Consider the following 20,096-nt stretch of genomic DNA (forward strand, 5'->3'; position numbering starts at 1 on the left):
CCCCGCACCGATGAGGAGGCAGACGAGGGCAAGATGCCCCCGCACCGATGAGATCGCACCGAAAAATCAAGCTGACTCAAGATAGATGAGAGGACAATGAAAGAGACACTCGAACAAATCTGCAGCGGAAACGACCTAACACAGCAACAAGCCTTCGACACGTTCACCCGACTGCTCGCCGGCGAGCTGAGCGAGGTCGAGATCACCTCGCTCGTGATCGCGCTCAAGGCCAAGGGCGAGGCGCCGCACGAGATCGCCGGCGCCGCTCAGGCGCTCCGGCAGGGCGCGGCCGAGTTTCCGCGGCCCGACTACGCGTTCGTCGACACGTGCGGCACGGGTGGTGACGGGGCTGGCACGGTCAATATCTCGACCGCCGTGGCGCTGGTGTGCGCCGGGCTGGGTATGCCGGTGGCCAAGCATGGCAATCGGTCGGTGTCGTCGAAGTGTGGCTCGGCCGACGTGCTCGAGCAACTCGGGGTGCGCCTCGACGCGGAGCCCGAAGCGGCCCGGCGTTGCCTCGACGAGACGGGGATCTGCTTTTTATACGCGCCGAAATATCACGCCGGGGTGCGCTTCGCGATGCCGGTGCGGCGGGCGCTGCGAACGCGCACGATCTTCAACCTGCTCGGGCCCTTGGTGAATCCGAGCCGTCCGGCGGTGCAGTTGATGGGCGTTTACGACCCAAAGCTGTGCGTGCCCATCGCCGAGACGCTGCGCCTGCTCGGTTGCGAGCGCGCCATGGTGGTGCACGGAAGCGGCCTCGACGAGGTGGCGGTCCACGGCACGACGAAGGCGGCGCTGCTTCGCGACGGGCACGTGCGCGAGCTCGAGATCTGCCCAGAGGAGGCCGGGCTCGAGCGCCACACGCTCGACGAGCTGGCCGGCGGCGAGCCCGAGGAGAACGCCGCGCACCTGCGCCGGCTGTTGAGCGGCGACGGCCCCCGCGCCCACAACGCGGCGGTGGCGATGAACGCCGGCGCGCTCGCCTGGATATCGGGCCGCGCCGAGACCTTGGCCGACGGTGCCGAGCAGGCGCTGGCGGTGCTTCGCTCCGGCGAGCTCATCGACCGCTTCGAGCGCTTCGCGGAGGTGTCCCATGGCGCTTGAAGAGATCTTGGAGCGAAAACGCGCCGATGTGGGGGAGCGCAAGGCGCGCCGGACCCTGGAGAGCTTCGTCGATGCATTGGAGCCGTCCGATCGCAGCCTTGAAGCTGCGTTGCGCGCGCCCCGCGCCGGGTTTATCTGCGAGTGCAAGCGCTCGTCGCCGTCGCAGGGACAGATCCGCGAGGACTTCGTGCCCGTCGACATCGCCCGGAGCTACGCGCCCTTCGCCGACGCGATCTCGGTGCTGACCGACGAGCCGTATTTCGGCGGGCGCTTCGAATACCTGCGCGAGGTGCGCGAGGCGGCCGACGTGCCGGTGTTGTGCAAAGACTTCGTGGTCGACCCGTATCAGGTCTACGAGGCGCGAGGGCACGGCGCCGACGCGATCTTGCTGATGCTGTCGGTCCTCGACGACGAGGCGTACGGGCGCTGCTTCGAGGTTGCTCGGCGGCTCGGCATGGACGTGCTCACCGAAGTCCACGACGCGGCGGAACTCGATCGTGCGCTCGCTCATCCGTGTGCGCCGCCGATTATCGGCATCAACAACCGCAACCTGAAGACGCTCGATGTCGACCTCGGCGTGACAGAAAGGCTCGCGCCGAAGGTGCCTGCCGACCGGGTCATCGTGTGCGAATCAGGTGTGAAGTCGCACCGCGATACGCTGCGGCTGCGTGGGCACTGCGATGCGTTCTTGGTGGGCACGGCGCTCATGGGCGCTCCGGACCTCGACCGTGCGGTGCGGGAGTTGGTCTTCGGCGAGGTGAAAGTGTGCGGGCTGACCCGTCCGGAGGACGCCAAGGCCGCGTTCGACGCCGGCGCGAGCCTGGGCGGGCTGATCTTCGCCGAGGAGTCTCCCCGGTGCGTCACCGAAGCGCAGGCGCGTGAGGTGCGCGAGGTGGGCGGGCTCGGCTTTGTGGGCGTCTTCGTCAACGCCGAGGTCGACGAAGTGGCCGGGAAGGCCGCGGCGTTGGGCTTGGCCGCCGTGCAGCTCCACGGCGACGAGGACGATGCCTATGTGGACGAGCTTCGACAGAAGCTCCCCGGCGCGACGGCCATCTGGCAGGTCGGGCGGGTGGCAAACGTGCTGCCGGACGTCATGTCTGCGAAGGCCGACCGGGTGTTGCTCGACACCTTCGCCGCCGGAAAGCGCGGCGGCACGGGCGAGCGCTTCGACTGGTCGTTGCTCGCCGGTCTCGAGGGGCTCGAAGAGCGCGTGGTGCTCAGCGGCGGGCTCGGACCCGACAACGCGGGGAAGGCCGACCGGGTGGGGGCGCGAGCCCTCGACGTGAACTCCGGGGTCGAGCAGGCGCCCGGCATCAAAGATAGCGGACGATTGGAGCAGTTTTTTGCGGCCCTGCGCGGCCGAGGGAGAAGAACATGATTGGTGACGGAAGATTTGGTGAGTTCGGGGGCACATTTGCCCCCGAGATACTCGTGCCGGCGCTCGAGGAGCTCGAGGCGGCGTTCCTGGAGGCGATGGACGACGCCGAGTTCTTGGCGGAGCTCGACGATTTGTTGCGTGACTACGCGGGGCGCCAGACGCCGCTGTACCGGTGTCGGAACCTGGCGGCCGGGACGGGCGCGAAGATCTACTTGAAGCGCGAGGACCTCGTGCACGGCGGGGCGCACAAAACGAACCAGGTGCTCGGCCAGGCGCTGCTCGCCAAGCGGCTTGGAAAGACGCGGCTCATCGCCGAGACGGGTGCCGGCCAGCACGGCGTGGCCACGGCGATCGTCGGCGCGCTGTTCGACATGGAGACGGTCATTTACATGGGCGAGCTCGACGCGGAGCGCCAGTTGCCGAACGTGCAACGCATGGAGCTTCTGGGCGCGCGTGTCGAGACGGTCGACGCCGGAAGCCGCACGCTCAAAGACGCGATCAACGAGGCGATGCGCGACTGGGCGTCGTCTTACGAGACAACCCACTACATGCTCGGCACGGTGGCCGGTCCGCACCCGTTCCCGACGATGGTGCGCGAGTTTCAGCGTGTCATCGGGCGCGAGGCCAGGGCGCAAATCTTGGAGGCCGAGGGGAGGCTGCCCGACGTCGCCATCGCGTGCGTGGGCGGTGGCTCGAACGCGATCGGCCTGTTCTACGACCTGCTCGAGGACGACGTCGAGTTGGTTGGCGTCGAGCCGGCCGGCCAGGGGCTGCATGCACGGAAGCACGGCCTGACGTTGGGCCGAGGGCGCCCGGGGATCTTGCACGGCTCGCGCACGTTCGTGCTGCAGGACGAGCACGGCCAGATCGCCGAGTCGCACTCGCTTGCGGCGGGGCTCGACTACCCGGGCGTGGGCCCGGAGCACGCGCATCTGCAGGATATCGGGCGGGTGGATTACGTCGGGGCGACCGACGACGAGGTCGTCGAGGCGTTTCGCGCGTTGTCTGGGGCCGAAGGGATCATCCCGGCCATCGAATCGGCGCACGCCGTGGCGCATGCGTTGAAACTCGCACGAAAAGAAGGCGGCCCCGAGGTGATTTTGGTGAACCTGTCGGGTCGCGGCGACAAAGATTTGGGCCGGATTGCCGGCGATGACCATCAGGAGACGGTATGAATCGCTATGATCGCATGTTCGAACGTTTGGAAGAGGCCGGTGAAGGAGCGTTTATCCCGTTCGTCACGCTTGGAGATCCGACACCCGAGGTGAGCCTGGAGGTGGTGAGCTGCCTGGTGGAGGCGGGTGCGGATGCGCTCGAGCTCGGGATTCCGTTTTCGGATCCCATCGCCGACGGTCCTACGATCCAACGGGCGACCCGACGGGCGCTCGACGCCGGTACGACGCCGGGGACGTGCTGGGAGCTGTTGGCAGAGGTGCGCAAGCGCCATCCGGAGGTGCCTATCGGCCTGCTGGTGTATGCGAATTTGGTGGTGCAGGGATCAGTCGAGCAGTTCTACGAGCGCGCTGCCGAGGCGGGCGTCGACTCGGTGCTCGTCGCCGACGTGCCGACGCTCGAGGCCGAGGCGTTCGCGAAGGTTGCGCGTTCCAAGGGCGTCTGTCCGGTGATGATCGCGACGCCGAATGCCTCTCGTGAGAAGCTCGAGACGGTCGCTCGGTTGGGGGCGGGATACACCTACGTAGTGACGCGCTCGGGCGTGACCGGTGCGGAGGTCGACGCCGACACGACGCGAAGCGAGGTGCTCGACACGCTCGCTCGGCTGGACGCGCCGGCGTCTGTGGTCGGGTTTGGGATCTCGCGCCCCGAACAGGTCCGCGCAGCCCTCGAGGCCGCCGCCGCCGGTGCGATCAGCGGATCGGCGGTCGTGCGGCGCATCGAAGAGCACCGGGGCGACCGCGAGGCGATGCTCGAGGCGCTGAGCCGATTTGTGAGTGAGATGAAGGCGGCGACGCGCCCCTTGGCGTGACACTCGTGGTGTCGTTCAGTTTACCTTGTCGACCTCGGAGCTCAGCTTGAGGACGTGGTCGCCGTCGTCCTGCTCGATGTAGAGCGCCGGGTTGTCGGACGAGCCGTTGCGCACGATCTCGCTGCCTTTGATTGTGCGCGTCACGCGTTTCTCGAAGCTGCTCTTGACCGTGCCTTCGGCGTAGTCCGAGCCCCACTTCCAGCGTACGCGGTCTCCCTCGTGGATGGCCGGCATGGTGTCTCCTGTTTGGCTGCGACTAGCTGCTTTGGCTGCTTTAGCTGCGCGCCGATGGCGGGCTGGTGGCTTCGACGGCGGTGAAGCTATCGAGGATCTCGTAGCAGTGCTCGACGTCGGCCGGCACGAACCACGAGTCTCCCTTGGCTAGCTCGATCGTCTCGCCGCCGCAGTGCAGCTTGGCTTTGCCGTCGATGACGTAGCCGACCGTCTCGTACGGACTCGAGTGCATCTTGCTCTCTTTGTCGCCTGGCTTCTCGTCGACCCACATGCGCATGCCGACCTGGTCGCCGCTGGCGAGTTGGCGCAGGAATTTGGGGCCAGAGGAGGGGGCTTCGCTGCTTTTTATCTTCTGGGGCGTCTTATTCTGGGGAGTCTGGGCTGCCATGGTCGCCTCGTCGTTCGGGAAATAGTCAACCGACAAGGCGAATGTAGGCAGATGTGGGGAGGTCTCAATGGAGCCTACTCAACAACCCGCCATCCTCAGAGCTGTAGAATCTTTTGCATCATCAGATCCTTGTCCGGCGTCTCCATCACCAACGCCGGCTCGATGCCGGCTTCGTTCATGGCGTCGCCGGTCGTCGGACCGATCGCCGCAAATTTATAAGCATCGAGGTCGACGTGGGAGGCTTGGCTCAAAAAGGTCCGTACGCCGCGCGGGCTGGTGAACGCGATCCAATCGGCGTCGACTTCGGCGAGTTCGTCTCGGAGGCGTGGGTAGAGCTTCGCGCACGTGTGGTAGACGGGGACTTCGTGCACGTCGGTACGCCCGAGGCGGCGGGCGAGGTCGCGGGGCGATTCTTTGAGCGCAAACGCGATGATGGGGGAGGACGGAGGGCTTTGGCGAAAGGTGGCCACGAGGCCGTCGAAGCGCTCATCGTCGGGGACGGAGGCGTCGATGCCGAGTCGCTCGCGCACGGTGGCGGCGGTCTTTTCGCCGACCGCCCAGGCGGTGTGGTGGCGCAGGTCGATATCGTCGAGCACGCCGGAGTCGGCGACCACTTTGACGCTGTTGGTGCTGTAAAAGACCAACGTGCACGGCTGGCGCACCAGAATTTTGACCTTCTTGCGGTCAAAATCGACCGCAGCGACCTCGAGCATCGGCAGGTGGTGGATGCGAAGCGTCGGATCGCTGAAGCTCGGCCGGCGCGTGCCGGTGTAGACGACCGTGGTCGAGGCGTCTTGTGTGCAGGCGTCGCTCATAATCGAGGATTATTCGTGGCCCAAAATGCTGCGCGCGCCCTTGTCGACGAGGGTGGCGACGGCTTCGTCGGCCATCGCGCGGGGATCGTCGCCGGTGAGGGTCTCGTGCAGCACGCGCTGGCCATCTTTGCTTCCGACCCAGGCGTCGAGGCGCCAGCCGCCGTCGTCGGTGCGCCGGCAGTGGGCGCCCAACGGGACCGAGCAGCCGCCCTCGAGGCGGTTCATCACCACGCGCTCGGCGGTGACGGCGGCGACCGTCTCTTCGTGCAAGATGGGGGCGAGCAATGCTTCGACGTCCTCGCGCCCCTCACGAATCTCGATGCCGATAGCACCCTGGCCGACGGCCGGTACGTACTGGTCGGCGGGCAGCTCGCAGGTGATCGTGTCGTGCATTTCGAGGCGCTCGAGCGCAGCGGTCGCCATGACGATGGCGTCGAAGCCGTGCTTGTCGAGCTTCTCGAGGCGAGTGCCGATATTGCCGCGCAGGTCGCGGAACTCGAACGTGGGGTGGCGAGCCAAGAGCTCGGCGCGACGTCGGATGCTGCCGGTGGCGATGATCGCGTCCTCGGGCAACTCGTCGATGCAGCTCCACTTGGTCGAGATCAGGCTGTCGGTGGCGGTGGCGCGCTCGGGCGAGCCGGCATACTTGAGCCCTTCGGGCAGGTCGGTCGGCAGATCCTTGAGCGAGTGCACCGCCAGGTCGATGGCGTCGGACATCAGCGCCTGCTCCAGCTCGGCCGTAAAGATCCCCTTGCCGCCAATCTCGGGCAGCGACTTGTCGAGAATCTTGTCGCCCAGGGTGTCCATCGTCACGATTTCGACGTCGAGGTCGTCGTGCGCTTCCTCCATGAGGGCGGCGACGTGGCGGGTCTGCCACAGGGCGAGCCGCGACTTTCGCGAGCCGATTTTGATCGTTTTGGATTGGGCCTTACTCGGAGCCGTCATCGAAATCCTCGAGGTTGTACAGCGAGCGTACCACGCGCAGATCCTCGGCGGTCAGGCTGTTGTTCTGGACCGAGGAGCGCAGGTACATGATTGGATGGTGCAAAAGCTTTTTGATGAGCCCTTTGGAGAACTCTTCGAGCATGACGCGGTCGTCGTCGTCGACGCTTCCGCCGTGACGATCGAGCTCCTGCTCGCGAACCGCGTCGAAGTACTTAGCCAATGTGGCAATGGTGGGGGTGACCTGCAGAGACTGCAGCCAGTTGTCCCACTCGCTGACGAAGTGCGCCACGATCTTTTCGGCGGCGGGGATTTCCTGGCGGCGCGCATCGAGGTTGTCGGCGACGACGCGCTGCAGGTTGTCCATGTTGTACAGATACACGCCGCTCATATCGCCCACGGCCGGGTCGATGTTGCGCGGGTTACTGATGTCGATGAGGAAGATGGAGCGCCGGTGGCGCTTCTTCATCACCTTTTTGAACATCTTCTTGGTGACGAGGTAGTCCTGCGAGCCGGTGGCGACGAGGACGATGTCGGCGTCGATGCACGCCTCCGGGATATCCTCCAGGGGGCGGTAGCTGCCGCCGAGCTGATGGGCAAAGGCGCGGCCCTTGCCCTCGCTGCGGTTGACCACCACGAAATTCTTGGCGCCGGCCTCTTGGAAGTGAATCGCCGCCTTCTCGGCGGTGTCGCCGGCGCCGATGAACAAAATCTGGCGCTTGGCGAAGTTGCCGAAGATCTTCTCGGCGAGCTGCACGGCGACCGAGCTGATGGAGACGGTGCCCTCGCACAGCGACGTCTCGGTGCGCACCTCTTTGCCGCAGCGCACCGCGTACTGGAAGAGTCGGTCGAGCGCCGGCGTCTTGACCGGCTGGCCGAGCAGGATTTCGTGCGCGTCTTTGACCTGGCCCAAGATCTGGTTTTCGCCGAGGGCCAGTGACTCCAGTGAGGCGGCCACGCGAAAGATATGGGTGGCCGCGTCATTGCCGCTGAGGCCGTGAGGCTGCGGGATTTGGGAGACGCGCATGCCTTTGATATCAGCCACCAGCGCGCGCACCTGCTCCCAGCCCGCATTCGCCCGGGGGCCAAACACGTAGAACTCGGTGCGGTTGCACGTCGAGATGACGGCGCCTTCACCGTCGAGTTCATCGCGCACCCGTGCGACAAACGTGGCCACGTTCTCCGAGGAGAAGGCCAGCGCGTCGCGGTCCTCCAGCGACGTGTTCTTGTAGCTGAAGGTGTAGGCTTTGAGTATGCTGCTCCGACTCATTACTGAAACGAGTGAAACGCCCCGGAGACGGTCATGATTACAAACACCGTGCCGATAAGCACGACGTAGCCAAATAGCGACAGATAGCCCATTCGAAGCCCCGAAAGCCCGCGCACCGAGGCGACGATCAATCCGAGGAAATAGGCCAGCCAGATCAAATCGGCGGCGATGATGATGGGATCGAGGCGGTACATCGGAACGCCCTGGTCGAGGGCAACCCAGTGACCGAGCGCAAGCCCGACACCTAATAAGACGACGCCGGCAATTGATGCCAGCTTGCTCATGTCTTCCAGCGTGACCAGCGGAGGCAGGCGTCGAAAGATGACGCCCAACTCACGTGACTTGAGCTGGCGTGACAGGAGCACATACATCAGCGCGTACAGTGCGCTGAGGCTCAACGCGGCGAACCCGAAGACGGTAAAGAGCACGTGGACGCCAAATACGGGGTGACGCGTCTGGTCCGGGTAGTTGGCCATATCGCCGACGAGCACCGAGCTGGCGAGCTGGAACAGAAAGATCAGTCCGAGAAAGAAAATCCCGGTATTCGGATCTTTATGGCGCGATTCGACCAGCGTGTAGATGGCCGTAATGCTGACCGCCAGCAGCGACAAAAACTCGGCGCGGGTGGCGAACGGGAAGTGCTCGAGCATCACGCCGCGCAACACCAAATAGCCCACGTGGACAAACAGAGTCCCCTTGAGCAGATGGCTACCGAGGAAGTTCTTTTCGGTATCGGGATTCAAGAAGTGGCGGAAGTACAGCGCGAACGTCACCGCGTACAATGCCGGAAGCAAGAATTCCAGTATGTCTAAAACGCTCGTCATTTCTCACCCAGGTTCCGACGGGCTACCCGGCGCGACTCCAGATCAAACGAACAACGCTTGTGGCGCACCGCCCGGCTAACGCGCGGGGCGGGTCGAATCATCCGGAACGCCAAAAAAGCTTGGGATAGGGTTCGTTCACTTCTTCCGATCATCCGGCCCGACGCGCCGATGCGTCAGGCAGGGCATGCGCTGGCGTACGTCCTGTAGGTACTCGAAGTCAAGCTCCGCAGTCACAATACACTCCTTTTCTGGCGCGCACGCGAGCATGCGACCCCAGGGGTCGTAAATCGCGGAGTGACCGTACGAGCTGCGCTGGCCAAAGTGATTGCCCCACTGGTTGGGGGCGAGCACGTAGCACTGATTTTCGATGGCGCGTGCTTGCAAGAGCGGATGCCAGTGGTCGCGCCCGGTCTGCAAGGTGAAGGCCGACGGGACCGTCAACACACTGGCGCCGCGGGCGACCAACTTGCGGTACAACTCGGGAAAGCGCAGGTCATAGCAGACCGACAGCCCCACGGTGTGATCGCCGTCGGGTGCCGCCACCGTCGCGGTCACCGGGGATTGCCCGGCCGCCACCGAGTCGGATTCGCGGTAATTGCGACCGCCCTCGACGTCGACGTCGAAGAGGTGGATCTTCCGGTAGACCGCGCTTGTTTGCCCCGCGGGGTCGAGCAGAACCTGCGTGTTATAAGTACGCGAGGCGTCGGGGCTGATTTCCGGGAAGCTACCCAGGCCCACCCAACACCCCGTGTCGCGGGCGATCGCGCGGAACTGGTCGACGATCGTGCCGTCAATTGTCTCGGCGACGGCGAGTTTGTCGGCATCCTTGCCCAGAAAGGGCGCGTTTTCGGGGAACAAGATCCAGTCGGCGCCCTCGCCGGCGGCCTGTTCGGCCAGTTGACGACAGCGTGTGAGGTTGCGTTCGAGAGCTCGGGTCGAGCAGAGTTGCACAAGCGAGACTTTCATGGGGCCTCCTGACCACGAAGCGGGTCGCGAGAGGAGCAAACGGCTGCCAAGGTGGGGCCTGACGAGGGCGCTGTCAACGCAAATCGGCCCTGGGAATGTTGGGCATGGAAGGTCCGTTGACCCAGAGAATTGACGAGCGGCATGCGACGAGGTCCAGAATATGGCGCGCCGCGCCTTGGAGTCGCTGTCGTATGCTTGACTCGCTCGCTTAGTTTTTGTAAGCCTCCCTTGGCCCGAGACAGCGGAATTTCTTTAAGCTGCTCGGTCATGTGCCGTCGACGGTCCGCTGGACCGCCCACGGCGCGGGCGACGCCGCCTTCGCAGGTGGTGTCACATTTTCGCAAGATTCATGCGAAGTGGGCCCTAAAGCCCGCTTTTTTTATTAGGCGCACGCCCCAGTCGCAGAACGGCCGGAAGAGTCGAACACGACCGGACGAACACGACCAGACAAGAGCATCAGGTTAGGAGCAACAGTTGGCGCGACGGCGAAAAAAGAAACGGCAGTTCTTCGACGAGGACGAATCGGCGTCCAAGAAGGCGCCCAAATTTTCCCCGCAGGTCCAAGACCAGATCGAGGCATGGGCCGAAGAGGCTGCCCAAGCGCATGGTCTGGTGCTCTTCGATGTCGAGCTTTTGGTCAAAGGGCGCTGGATCATTCGCGTCTACGTCGACCACGAGGGCAAAGTCGAGCCTGGCAAAGGAGTCAACGTCGACGAGTGCGCCCAGGTCAGCCGCTACATCGAGGCGTATCTGGACGCCTCCGAGGCGATTCCAGAACGCTACGTCATCGAAGTCAGCAGCCCTGGCATCGAGCGCGAGCTCAAAAAACCAAGACACCTGCAGCAGTCGGTGGGCGAAACGATCCAACTGGTCGTCCGCCAGCAAGTCGCAGGCAAGAATAAAGTCATCGGTGAACTCTTGGAGTACGAGGACGGCACGTTGACCGTGCAACTCGAAGACGACGAGGGTGAGCCCGTCGATATTGACTGGGCCAACGTCAAAGAAGCCCGGTTGAAATACGATTTCGATTTTTAGGAGTAACGTCCATGGATCTGAACACCGTCATAGACCAGGTCGGTCGGGACAAGGGGATCGACCGCGAGACGCTCATCGAGACGCTCGAGGCCGCGATTCTGACGGCTGCCCGGCGTACCTATGGGCCGCAGCGCGAGATCGAGGCGCAGTTCAACGAGGACAGCGGCGAGATCGAGCTGTTCCAGATCGTTACGGTCAACAACAACGTCGAAAACCCCTACCGCGAAGTATCGGTCGCGGAGGTCGAGACGGCCGGGTTCAGCGCCGAGCCGGGCGACGAGCTGCTCTTTCAGATCTTCTATCGTGAAGAGGACAAAGAGAAAGCCAAGGCCCAAGACGATCGCTTCGGCGAGTTGCTCAAGCTCGACTCGTACAACTCGACGTTCGGTCGCATCGCTGCGCAGACCGCCAAACAGGTGATCATCCAGCGTGTGCGCGAAGCCGAGCGCGACATCATTTACAACGAGTACAAAGACCGCGTCGGTGACATGGTCACCGGTATCGTGCGTCGCTTCGAGAAGGGCAATATCATCGTGGACCTGGGTCGCGCCGACGCCATTTTGCCGCGTCGCGAGCAGACTCCGCGAGAGAGCTATCGCCCCGGCGATCGCGTCCAGGCGATGATCAAGGAGATCCAGCGCTCGAGCCGAAGCCCCCAAGTGGTGCTCACTCGCGCCGATCCTCAGTTGCTCATCAACCTGTTCGAGCACGAAGTCCCCGAGATTTACGAGAATATCGTGCGCATCGTCGCCGTGGCCCGCGAGCCCGGCGTGCGTACCAAAGTGGCGGTTTACAGCCGTGACAGCGACGTCGATCCGGTCGGCGCGTGTGTCGGTATGCGCGGTTCTCGCGTCCAAGCGGTTGTACAAGAGCTTCATGGTGAGAAGATTGACATCGTGCCGTACGTCGAAGATCCGGCGCGCTTCGTTACCAACGCCATCAGCCCGGCCGAGGTGGCCAAAGTGCTCATCGACGAGCACAACATGACCATGGAATTGATCGTTCCCGACGATCAACTCAGCCTGGCCATCGGGCGCGGCGGTCAGAACGTGCGTTTGGCTGCGCAGTTGACGGGCTGGAACCTCGATATTATCAGCGAGACGCGCCTCAAGAACATGATGAAGGAGGCGCGCGAGAACTTGCTCGAGTTCGAAGGTGTCAACGAAGACATGATCGACTCGCTGTTCACGCTCGGCTACAACAAGCTCGAGCATATCGCGCACGCCAACATCGAGGAGCTCGCGCAGATCCCGGGGATCAACACCGAGGATGCCGAGGTGCTCGTGGCCGCCGCCGAGGAGATCTTGGCGCGTCCGGCGCCGGGCTCGCCCGAGGCGATGACGCCCGAAGATTACGAGCGCAAAGCCCTCGAAGAGGTGCGCGGTGTCGGCTCGAAGGTCGCCGCCAAGCTGTACGATGCCGGCTACAAGAAGGTCGAGCATATCGCGTTTGCAGAAGACACCGACGCGATGGCAGAGTCGGCGGGCATTCCGTCGAAGAAGGGCCGTCAGTTGTGGTACGCCGCGCGCGACCTCGTCAAACAAGAGCAAGGTCTCGAGAGCGACGAGGAACTCGAGGAGTACCAAGAGAAGTTCCTGGCCGAAGAAGCCGAGAAGGCTGCCGAGGCCGAGGAAGCTGAAGGCGCCGAAGCGGGCGCCGAGCAAGAAGAAGCTGGCGAGGCCGAAGAGGCCGAGAAAGCTGAAGAAGCCGCCGAAGCTGGAGAGGCTGAAGAGCCTGAAGAGGCCGAAGCGGGCGAGGAAGAAGCAGCTGAAGAGAAGCAAGAAGAGACTGATGAAGATCAAGCGGAGCGGGCGGAATAGTTAGCCGGTGTCGCTCCTTAGGAGATGTGACGATTCACGACGCGACCAACAATGGCGTGTCGGGGTCGGCGGAGCATCAGCCCACACGAAAGTGTGTGGGCTGCCGCCAAAGTGCCCCGAAGGAAGACTTGGAACGGTTCATCTATCATGATGAGGCGGGACTCGTTTTCGACTTGCGTCGTAAGGCTCCGGGCCGCGGAGCTTACGTGCACGCCGCCCCCGATTGCATCCGCCAGGCCGTCGAAAGGGGAGGCTTTGCACGAGGCTTCAAACGCCGCGTGATTGCCGACGCCGAGGAATTGACGGCCGATGTGGCCGCAGGGATTCGGCGGCGCCTCGACGAGGCGCTTCGGGTCGCACTTCAGTCACAGAACTTAATTGTCGGCGCCCGGGCGGCTTCCGACGCATTCAAGCTCGACAACGTTGGGCTTGTGCTCTTGGCGGCAGATGCCGGCGAGAGTACGCGGACGAAATTTGCCACCAACGCCGATCGTAAGAACATTCCGGTGTGCGATGCGCTCACCGGCGAAGAACTAGGGGCTGTGGTCGGCGGCGATTATGTCGCCATCATGGCAGTAGCCCCATCGCGTCCCCTGGCCAAGATTCGCCAGGATCTCGACAAGCTCGCGCACATGGATGCGCTTTGATAAACCAGTGCCAACTCGATGGATGAAGGTGTCGGGGTTGAATCTGGTCGCAAAGCACAGTATGCACGGGCCGTCGGTTGCAGGCGCGCCAACTGAAGGTATCATAGTAGCTTATTAGAAGGTTTCCTGTTCGCCGCCCATCTACGACAGGCACATCAGCGGACAGCGCGGAGAGCACATGCCGAGTCAACGAGTATACGAACTTGCCGAAGAGCTTGGGTTCAATCGCCAGGAGCTGGTCACCAAGATCAACAGTCTTGCGTTGGGCTTCCAGGTGAATAACTACATGACCAAGCTGAGCCCAGAAGAGGTCTCGGAGCTCAAAGATGCCCTCGATGAGGGCGGCGAGGGCGTCGAAAAAGCACAAAAGCCGGCCAGCGACGGTGAACAAGTCGAGGCTGCCGCCGACGACGGCGGAGTGGCCGCACCGGTGGTGCGTCGACGCCGCAAAAAGTCTGCCGGGGAGGCCGAAGAGGCCGACGAATCCGGTGAGGCTGTCGCCCCGACGGTGCGTCGTCGCCGCCGCAAGGTCGTGGCCGGCGCTGCCGAGGAAGCTGCTGAAGCCGAGGAGGCCGAAGAGGCTGCCGAGGTGGAAGAGGCCGAAGAGGCTGCCGAGGTCGAGGAAGTCGAAGAAGCCGAAGAGGCTGCTGAGGTCGAGGAAGCCGAAGAGGCTGCCGAGGTCGAGGAAGTCGAAGAGGCCGAAGAGGCTGCTGAGGTCGAGGAAGCCGAAGAGGCCGCCGAGGTCGAGGAAGCCGAAGAGGCTGCCGAAGCTGAAGAGGCCGAAGAGGCTGCTGAAGCCGAAGAGGCTGAAGAGGTTGCTGAAGCTGAGGAGGCCGAAGAGGCTGCCGAAGCCGAGGAAGTCGAGGAAGCCGAAGAGGCTGCTGAAGCCGAAGAGGCCAAAGAGGCCAAAGAGGCCGAGAAGAAGGCCGAGGCTGAGGAAAAGCCTGAGAAAAAGGCTGCCAAGTCTCCCGAGGCCGACAAGACCAAAAAACGGTCCGAGGGCTCGCGTCGCCGCCGCAAAAAGGAAAAGAGCAAAGGCGGAGCCCGCGTGCTCGGCCAGATCGACTCCAACGTCGTGCTCGACCGACTGTCGGCCGAAGGCAAAGACTTTTCGCCGGGGCCGTCCAAGAAAAAGTCCTCCGGGCGCCGTGGGCGTTCGAGCAGTGGTCGAAGCCGCGGTCGCTCGCGCAAGCGCGTGGTCGAAGGGCGCGACCTGTACAAAGGTGGTCGTCGCAAGAAGCGTCGCAGCCGCAGCAAACAGCGGCAGCAGAAGACGCAGATCACCGAGGCTGCCGAGCACAAGCGTAATATCCGCATCGAGGACGTCATCTCGGTCGGCGACCTGGCCCACCAGATGGGCGTCAAAGCCGGTGAAGTGGCCATGAAGCTCGTCGAATCGGGCATGATGGCCACGGTCAACACGCTGCTCGACTTCGAGACCGCCGCATTGGTGGCCGACGAATTCGGCTACACCGTCGAGAACGTCGCCTTCGATATCACGAACTTCTACGACACCTCCCCCGATCCGGAGGAGAAGCAGAAGCCGCGTGCTCCGGTTGTCACCGTCATGGGTCACGTCGACCATGGTAAGACGTCGCTGCTCGACGCGATTCGAAAGAGCAACGTCACCGGCGGCGAGGCCGGCGGTATTACCCAGCACATCGGCGCGTACAAAGTTCGCACCGAAGAAGACAGCGAGATCACCTTCCTCGATACTCCCGGTCACGAGGCGTTCACTCAGCTTCGTGCTCGCGGCGCCAAGGCCACCGACATCGTCGTGCTGGTTATCGCGGCCGACGACGGCGTCATGCCGCAGACTGTCGAGGCCATCAACCACGCCCGTGAAGCCGGCGTGCCGATCATCGTGGCCATCAACAAGGTCGACAAGCCGACGGCCAACCCCGACCGAATCAAGCAGGCTCTGACCGAGTACGAGCTGATTCCGGAAGAGTGGGGCGGCACGACGCTGTTCGCCGAGGTCAGCGCGCTCCAGCAACAGGGCATCGACGAGCTGCTCGAAATGCTGGCGCTGCAGGCGGAAATCGAAGAACTCAAGGCCAACCCCGACCGCGATGCCCAGGGCCTCATCATCGAGGCCGAGCTCGACATCGGTCGAGGTCCCGTGGCCACCATCCTTGTCCAGCGTGGCTCGCTCAAGCAGGGCGACATCATCGTCAGCGGTCAGTATTACGGCCGTGTCCGTACGATGCACAACGACAAGGCCCAGAACGTCGAGGAGGTCGGCCCGAGTACACCGGTCGAGATTACCGGTCTGAGCGGCATCCCCGAGGCCGGCGAGCCCTTCTTCGTCGTCGACGACGAGAAGGACGCCAAGCGCATCACCGATCACGTCGCCGAGCAGCGTCGTAAAGAGGTGATGGCCAGCCGCGCCAAAGAGGTCACCGGCAGCCTCGAAGATCTCTCCAAGATGATTCAGCAGGGCGAGATCAAAGAGCTCAAGGTCATCCTCAAGGGTGATGTGCAGGGCTCGGTCGAGGCGATTAAGGAAGCCTTCGGCAAGATCGGAAACGAGGAAGTGCGCGTCAAAGTCATCCACTCGGGTGTTGGTGGCATCACCGAGAACGACGTCAACCTGGCCGCCTCTTCGGAGACCGGTGCAGTCGTCGTCGGCTTCAACGTCCGACCCGATAATCGCGCCGCCGAGGTGGCCGAGCAGCACGGCGTCAAGATCTTGACCCACAGCGTCATCTACGACGCCATCAACCAGATCAGTGGCATTCTCGAAGGTCTGCTCGAGCCGATCATCGAGGAAGAGGTCATCGGCCACGCCGAAGTGCGCGAGCTGTTCCAGACGCCGCGCTCGGGCATGGTCGCCGGTTGCTACGTCCAAGACGGCATTCTTCGCCGCAACGCCATGGCGCGTGTGGTGCGCGACGGCCGAGTCGTCTACGACTCGACCATCAGCTCGCTGCGCCGCTTCAAAGACGACGTGACCGAGGTCAAGCACGGCTTCGAGTGTGGTCTGTCGATTGAGAACTTCAACGACATCAAGCTCGGTGACATCATCGAGGTCTACAAGCACGTCGAAGTTGCCGCCACGCTTTGACGGCCGGCCACATTTTGACTATCCAAGCGACGCCCGTAGGCTTTTCGAGCCACGGGCGTCGCTTTTGAGTATTTCTACAAGCCCCCCGGACCACCGATGAGCAGACGATCGAAGAGAGGTTTTCGGCGAAGCGACCGCGTCGGCCAACAGTTGCACGAGGTGATCGCCACGCTGCTGTTGACCGAGGTCGACGACCCCCGCGTGCAGCAAGTGCAGGTCACCGACGTCGAGGTGACGCCTGATTTGCAGCACGCTCATGTGTATTACGTGCTGCTCGACCAGCGCGAGGAAGACCTCGGCGTCCAAGAGGGGTTGGAGCGCTCGGAAGGGTATATCAAGCACGAGCTGAGCAATCGGCTCGAGCTTCGATACGTGCCCGAGCTGCATTTCAAGTACGATGAGTCGGTCGAGCGCGGCCGGCGCATGGACGAGTTGCTGTCCAACCTCGACACCGGCGCTGGTAACCTAGACAGCGACAATCAAGAAGAGTAAGAACCGTGGGTCCGACTAGATGATCGAGCCCACCCCGCCGAAGAGTGAATGCCCATGAATGCGTCAACGGGCGGCGACCCAGCTATTGAACTCGTGCCGACAACCGTGGAACTAGCCGACCAGATCGAGCGCTTTCTCGAAGTCATCGAGGAAAATGAGCGATTCCTGGTCGTCTCACACACGTCCCCCGACGGTGACGCGATCGGCTCGACGCTGAGCATGGGGCTTCTGCTCGAGGCCCTCGGAAAAGAGGTGGTCTTCTATAACCGCGACGCGGTGCCCTATAACTTCGGGTTTCTGGAGGGCGCCGACGCCATGGTCACCGAAGTGCCGGCCGACGCCGACATCGACGTCACCGTCGTGCTGGACTGCGCCGAGCCGGAGCGTATCGGTGAGGAGTTCCCCGAGCAGGGCTGGGGCGACACGATCGTGGTCGTCGACCACCACAAGACGTGGGATGCGGAGTTTGCCGACATCTACGTGCGCGATGTGGGCGCAGCCGCGACCGGTGAGCTCGTCTACCGTCTGGTGGTGGCCGCCGGGGTCAAGCTCGACAAGCCCATCGCCGAGGCGTTGTACTGCTGTGTGATGACTGACACGGGAAGCTTCCGCTACTCGAACACGTCGCGCACCACGTTCCGCATCGCAGGCGAGCTTATCGACGCAGGCGTCGAGCCGTGGCGGATGACCTCGCACATCTACGAGAGCAATCCGAAGGAGCGCCTCGAGCTGCTCGCCCTCGTTCTTAACACGCTCGAGTTCTCCCACTGCGGCCGACTCGCCTTCTTGCGCATCGAAGACGAGATGTTCGAGTCGACCGGCACCGGGCCCGAACTCACCGACGGTTTCATCAACTACGCGCGCTCCATTCGGGGCGTCGAGGTTGCCACGCAGCTTCGAGAGGATGATGAAGATCTGTGGCGCGTGTCGTTTCGCTCGCGGGGCAAGGTCGACGTCTCCGAACTCGCCGCCAAGTTTGGCGGCGGCGGCCATCACAACGCCGCCGGCTGCCGGATCGAGGGGACGAGCGACGAAATCGTCGAGAAGTTGAGCCAGGCGCTCGTCGAGTTGCTCGACGAATAGCAGGTAGCCTGCCTCACCTGCATCTCGAACCTGATTCCCAAATCTGATCTCACCTCATAGGGGCAGAGAACCATGGATGGTCTATTGCTCGTCGACAAGCCGACCGGGATGACCAGCTTCGACGTCATCCGCAATATTCGGCGCGTGGCGAATACCCGCAAAATCGGACATACCGGCACGCTCGACCCACAGGCGAGCGGGCTGCTTCCGCTGGTGGTGGGCCGGTGCACCAAACTGGCCAACTTCTTGAGCCTCGACGTCAAAGAGTACGATTTCGAGATGGAACTCGGCGTCGAGACCGAAACGGGTGACGTCGAGGGCGAAGCCGTACGCGAGTGTCCGTGGGAGCACGTAAGCGAAGAGGCGATCCGCGAGGCCTGCGAGCAATTTATTGGTGAGATCGAGCAGGTGCCGCCGATCTATTCGGCAGTCAAGGTGAACGGCAAGCGCGCCTATGAACTCGCTCGCAAGGGCGAAGAGTTCGAACTCGAGCCGCGACCGGTGACCATCGAGTCGCTAAGCCTCGTGAGCTTCGAGCCCCCCCGAGCCAAGCTTCACACACGCTGCGGCTCGGGAACCTACGTGCGCGCCTTGGTGCGCGATCTCGGCGGCGCGCTCGGCTCGTGTGCGTACACCACGGCGATTCGCCGCACGGTGGTCGGGCGCTTTTCGCTCGACGAAGCGACGCCGCTTGCAGAGATTACCCCCGAGAACTTCTCCGATCTCTTGCTCCCTCCCATCGAGTTGATGCGCGAGTTTCCGACCTACACCGTCGACGAATCGATGTGTTTGGCGTTGGGCTACGGCCAAAATATCCAGCCCGAGCGGCTCGACGTCGACGTCGACAGCTTCGTCGCCGTCGCCAATGAGGCCGGCGAACTAGTCGCGGTGACCGTGGCGCGTGAGACCGAAGAGGGCCTGGCGTTGCGACCCAAGCGCGTGCTCAAACCCCAGCATTGAACCGAGGACAGCCGATGGAGTCTCCTGCAATCGTCGTTTATGGAGTCACTGGCTTCACTGGACGTCTGGTGGCTCGTGAACTCGCCCAGAAAGCGGTGCCGTTCGTGGCCTCGGCCAGGAACCGCACCAAGCTGGACAACCTCGTCGCCGCACTGCGGCGCGATCTCAACGCCGAGGTCGAGACGCGCCAGGCCAGTGTCGACCAGTCGCATTCGCTCGACGAGATGCTCCAAGGCGCCAAGGTGCTCATCAATTGCGCCGGGCCGTTTATGGATATCGGCGCGCCGGTCGTCGAGGCAGCCGTGCGTAACGGCGTGCATTATTTCGACACCACCGGCGAGCAGGGCTTTATGCGGTGGGTGCAGAGCGAACTCGCCGCCGAGGCGCACGAAAAAGGCGTCGTGCTGGCGCCTGGGTCGGCCTACGAGTACGCCACCGGCAATTTCGCCGCCAAACTCGCCGCCGCGAAGGGCGCGCGCAAGCTCGGGATCTGCTACGCCGTGCGCGGCATGGCCATGAGTCACGGCACGAAGAAGTCAATCGTGCGTGTCTTGTCGAGCGACGGCTACACCTTCGTCGGCGGTCACCTCGAGCGGCGCAAACCGGCGTACCGCCTGTTCGACGTGCCCCTCCCGAGCGGCCGCACCGTCAAGGGGGCGTGGTTTCCCGGTGGTGAATCCCTGACCGTGCCACTCTTTGCCAACGTCAAGCAGGTCGAGTCGTGTCTGGCCGTCGGCGAGACGGCTGGAAAGCTGCTCAAACTCGCCTCGCCGGTCATCGAAAAGCTCGCCGGCACGGTTGGCGGAGTCGCCGACCGCGTGATCGATTTCACCGGGGGCGACCCGCACAAAGCCGGCGCCGAGCCCGATTTTGTCGTCGCCGCTTTCGACCCCGACAACGCCCATTTTTACGCCGCCATCACGGGCAAAGATCCCTACGATGTCACGGCGCGCGTCATCGTCGAGGCTGCTCGGCGCACCGCAGATACGCCGCCCGACGAGGGCGGGTTTACCTCATTGCCCGCGCTCTTTAACGTGCGCGAGTTTGTCGACGCCGTCGACCTCGACATCGTCGAACGTTAATT

General features: G+C 63.4%; 19 protein-coding genes. 12 read left to right on the forward strand and 7 right to left on the reverse strand.

The genetic code is table 11. The features are described 5' to 3' along the window. Positions 1 to 96: 96 nt before the first annotated feature. The 4 genes from trpD to trpA are packed head-to-tail and all read left to right on the forward strand — an operon-like array spanning position 97 to position 4,469. Entirely contained in the window at positions 97 to 1,107 is a 1,011-nt protein-coding gene (trpD, locus tag FIV42_RS26935; protein ID WP_141200691.1) for an anthranilate phosphoribosyltransferase, read from the forward strand. Beyond that, entirely contained in the window at positions 1,097 to 2,485 is a 1,389-nt protein-coding gene (gene trpCF / locus FIV42_RS26940; protein ID WP_141200692.1) for a bifunctional indole-3-glycerol-phosphate synthase TrpC/phosphoribosylanthranilate isomerase TrpF, read from the forward strand. Before trpD ends, trpCF begins: the two co-directional genes overlap by 11 nt. Further along, positions 2,482 to 3,660: a tryptophan synthase subunit beta gene (gene trpB, locus FIV42_RS26945; protein WP_141200693.1), complete on the forward strand. Its 1,179-nt coding sequence runs from the start codon at positions 2,482 to 2,484 to the stop codon at positions 3,658 to 3,660. Before trpCF ends, trpB begins: the two co-directional genes overlap by 4 nt. Then, positions 3,657 to 4,469, forward strand: coding sequence for a tryptophan synthase subunit alpha (gene trpA / locus FIV42_RS26950; protein WP_141200694.1), 813 nt, complete (start codon positions 3,657 to 3,659; stop codon positions 4,467 to 4,469). Before trpB ends, trpA begins: the two co-directional genes overlap by 4 nt. Positions 4,470 to 4,484: 15 nt before the next feature. Here the strand turns inward: trpA and FIV42_RS26955 are convergent, their stop codons facing one another. The 7 genes from FIV42_RS26955 to FIV42_RS26985 form a co-directional block, all read right to left on the reverse strand. Beyond that, positions 4,485 to 4,703: a hypervirulence associated TUDOR domain-containing protein gene (locus FIV42_RS26955; RefSeq protein WP_141200695.1), complete on the reverse strand. Its 219-nt coding sequence runs from the start codon at positions 4,701 to 4,703 to the stop codon at positions 4,485 to 4,487. A 40-nt stretch (positions 4,704 to 4,743) separates the two neighbouring features. Further along, a complete protein-coding gene (locus FIV42_RS26960; protein WP_141200696.1) occupies positions 4,744 to 5,091 on the reverse strand; it encodes a cupin domain-containing protein in 348 nt (115 codons plus the stop codon). 95 nt (positions 5,092 to 5,186) lie between these two features. After that, on the reverse strand, positions 5,187 to 5,906 hold the full coding sequence (locus FIV42_RS26965) for a uroporphyrinogen-III synthase (protein ID WP_141200697.1): 720 nt from the start codon (positions 5,904 to 5,906) through the stop codon (positions 5,187 to 5,189). A 9-nt stretch (positions 5,907 to 5,915) separates the two neighbouring features. After that, entirely contained in the window at positions 5,916 to 6,851 is a 936-nt protein-coding gene (gene hemC / locus FIV42_RS26970) for a hydroxymethylbilane synthase (RefSeq protein ID WP_141200698.1), read from the reverse strand. Further along, the gene (gene hemA, locus FIV42_RS26975) at positions 6,835 to 8,118 is read right to left on the reverse strand and encodes a glutamyl-tRNA reductase (RefSeq protein WP_141200699.1); all 1,284 of its coding nucleotides are present in this window, start codon (positions 8,116 to 8,118) and stop codon (positions 6,835 to 6,837) included. The genes hemC and hemA overlap by 17 nt, the downstream gene beginning before the upstream one ends. After that, positions 8,118 to 8,942: a cytochrome C assembly family protein gene (locus tag FIV42_RS26980; RefSeq protein ID WP_141200700.1), complete on the reverse strand. Its 825-nt coding sequence runs from the start codon at positions 8,940 to 8,942 to the stop codon at positions 8,118 to 8,120. Before FIV42_RS26980 ends, hemA begins: the two co-directional genes overlap by 1 nt. Positions 8,943 to 9,077: 135 nt before the next feature. Then, a complete protein-coding gene (locus tag FIV42_RS26985; protein ID WP_141200701.1) occupies positions 9,078 to 9,908 on the reverse strand; it encodes a carbon-nitrogen hydrolase family protein in 831 nt (276 codons plus the stop codon). A 474-nt stretch (positions 9,909 to 10,382) separates the two neighbouring features. Between FIV42_RS26985 and FIV42_RS26990 the strand changes: the two genes are divergently transcribed. The 8 genes from FIV42_RS26990 to FIV42_RS27025 all read left to right on the forward strand — a co-directional run bounded on the left by FIV42_RS26990 (position 10,383) and on the right by FIV42_RS27025 (position 20,094). Beyond that, on the forward strand, positions 10,383 to 10,943 hold the full coding sequence (locus FIV42_RS26990) for a ribosome maturation factor RimP (RefSeq protein ID WP_141200702.1): 561 nt from the start codon (positions 10,383 to 10,385) through the stop codon (positions 10,941 to 10,943). 11 nt (positions 10,944 to 10,954) lie between these two features. Beyond that, positions 10,955 to 12,763 carry a transcription termination factor NusA gene (nusA, locus tag FIV42_RS26995; RefSeq protein ID WP_141200703.1) on the forward strand — a complete coding sequence of 603 codons (1,809 nt, stop codon included), beginning with the start codon at positions 10,955 to 10,957 and terminating at the stop codon, positions 12,761 to 12,763. A 26-nt stretch (positions 12,764 to 12,789) separates the two neighbouring features. Beyond that, the gene (locus FIV42_RS27000; RefSeq protein ID WP_141200704.1) at positions 12,790 to 13,410 is read left to right on the forward strand and encodes a DUF448 domain-containing protein; all 621 of its coding nucleotides are present in this window, start codon (positions 12,790 to 12,792) and stop codon (positions 13,408 to 13,410) included. A gap of 178 nt (positions 13,411 to 13,588) precedes the next feature. After that, the gene (gene infB, locus FIV42_RS27005) at positions 13,589 to 16,477 is read left to right on the forward strand and encodes a translation initiation factor IF-2 (RefSeq protein ID WP_141200705.1); all 2,889 of its coding nucleotides are present in this window, start codon (positions 13,589 to 13,591) and stop codon (positions 16,475 to 16,477) included. Positions 16,478 to 16,573: 96 nt separating this feature from the next. After that, positions 16,574 to 16,969, forward strand: coding sequence for a 30S ribosome-binding factor RbfA (gene rbfA, locus FIV42_RS27010; RefSeq protein WP_141200706.1), 396 nt, complete (start codon positions 16,574 to 16,576; stop codon positions 16,967 to 16,969). 54 nt (positions 16,970 to 17,023) lie between these two features. Continuing rightward, the gene (locus FIV42_RS27015; RefSeq protein ID WP_168210979.1) at positions 17,024 to 18,052 is read left to right on the forward strand and encodes a DHH family phosphoesterase; all 1,029 of its coding nucleotides are present in this window, start codon (positions 17,024 to 17,026) and stop codon (positions 18,050 to 18,052) included. A 72-nt stretch (positions 18,053 to 18,124) separates the two neighbouring features. Then, positions 18,125 to 19,012 (forward strand): tRNA pseudouridine(55) synthase TruB, encoded by an 888-nt coding sequence (truB, locus tag FIV42_RS27020; RefSeq protein ID WP_141200708.1) that lies wholly within the window; start codon positions 18,125 to 18,127, stop codon positions 19,010 to 19,012. Positions 19,013 to 19,026: 14 nt separating this feature from the next. Then, positions 19,027 to 20,094 carry a saccharopine dehydrogenase family protein gene (locus FIV42_RS27025; RefSeq protein ID WP_141200709.1) on the forward strand — a complete coding sequence of 356 codons (1,068 nt, stop codon included), beginning with the start codon at positions 19,027 to 19,029 and terminating at the stop codon, positions 20,092 to 20,094. Positions 20,095 to 20,096: the final 2 nt, after the last annotated feature.

The organism is Persicimonas caeni, from assembly GCF_006517175.1.
Classification (GTDB): Bacteria; Myxococcota_A; Bradymonadia; order Bradymonadales; family Bradymonadaceae; genus Persicimonas; species Persicimonas caeni.

Excerpts from the sequence above, each read along its gene's own strand:
- FIV42_RS26985 (WP_141200701.1), bottom strand. The coding sequence starts at position 9,908 with ATGAAAGTCTCGCTTGTGCAACTCTGCTCGACCCGAGCTCTCGAACGC.
- FIV42_RS26965 (WP_141200697.1), bottom strand. The coding sequence starts at position 5,906 with ATGAGCGACGCCTGCACACAAGACGCCTCGACCACGGTCGTCTACACC.
- hemC (WP_141200698.1), bottom strand. The coding sequence starts at position 6,851 with ATGACGGCTCCGAGTAAGGCCCAATCCAAAACGATCAAAATCGGCTCG.
- infB (WP_141200705.1), top strand. The coding sequence starts at position 13,589 with ATGCCGAGTCAACGAGTATACGAACTTGCCGAAGAGCTTGGGTTCAAT.
- truB (WP_141200708.1), top strand. The coding sequence starts at position 18,125 with ATGGATGGTCTATTGCTCGTCGACAAGCCGACCGGGATGACCAGCTTC.
- FIV42_RS26955 (WP_141200695.1), bottom strand. The coding sequence starts at position 4,703 with ATGCCGGCCATCCACGAGGGAGACCGCGTACGCTGGAAGTGGGGCTCG.
- trpA (WP_141200694.1), top strand. The coding sequence starts at position 3,657 with ATGAATCGCTATGATCGCATGTTCGAACGTTTGGAAGAGGCCGGTGAA.
- nusA (WP_141200703.1), top strand. The coding sequence starts at position 10,955 with ATGGATCTGAACACCGTCATAGACCAGGTCGGTCGGGACAAGGGGATC.
- FIV42_RS27015 (WP_168210979.1), top strand. The coding sequence starts at position 17,024 with ATGAATGCGTCAACGGGCGGCGACCCAGCTATTGAACTCGTGCCGACA.
- trpD (WP_141200691.1), top strand. The coding sequence starts at position 97 with ATGAAAGAGACACTCGAACAAATCTGCAGCGGAAACGACCTAACACAG.
- FIV42_RS26960 (WP_141200696.1), bottom strand. The coding sequence starts at position 5,091 with ATGGCAGCCCAGACTCCCCAGAATAAGACGCCCCAGAAGATAAAAAGC.
- FIV42_RS26980 (WP_141200700.1), bottom strand. The coding sequence starts at position 8,942 with ATGACGAGCGTTTTAGACATACTGGAATTCTTGCTTCCGGCATTGTAC.
- trpB (WP_141200693.1), top strand. The coding sequence starts at position 2,482 with ATGATTGGTGACGGAAGATTTGGTGAGTTCGGGGGCACATTTGCCCCC.
- rbfA (WP_141200706.1), top strand. The coding sequence starts at position 16,574 with ATGAGCAGACGATCGAAGAGAGGTTTTCGGCGAAGCGACCGCGTCGGC.
- hemA (WP_141200699.1), bottom strand. The coding sequence starts at position 8,118 with ATGAGTCGGAGCAGCATACTCAAAGCCTACACCTTCAGCTACAAGAAC.
- FIV42_RS27025 (WP_141200709.1), top strand. The coding sequence starts at position 19,027 with ATGGAGTCTCCTGCAATCGTCGTTTATGGAGTCACTGGCTTCACTGGA.
- trpCF (WP_141200692.1), top strand. The coding sequence starts at position 1,097 with ATGGCGCTTGAAGAGATCTTGGAGCGAAAACGCGCCGATGTGGGGGAG.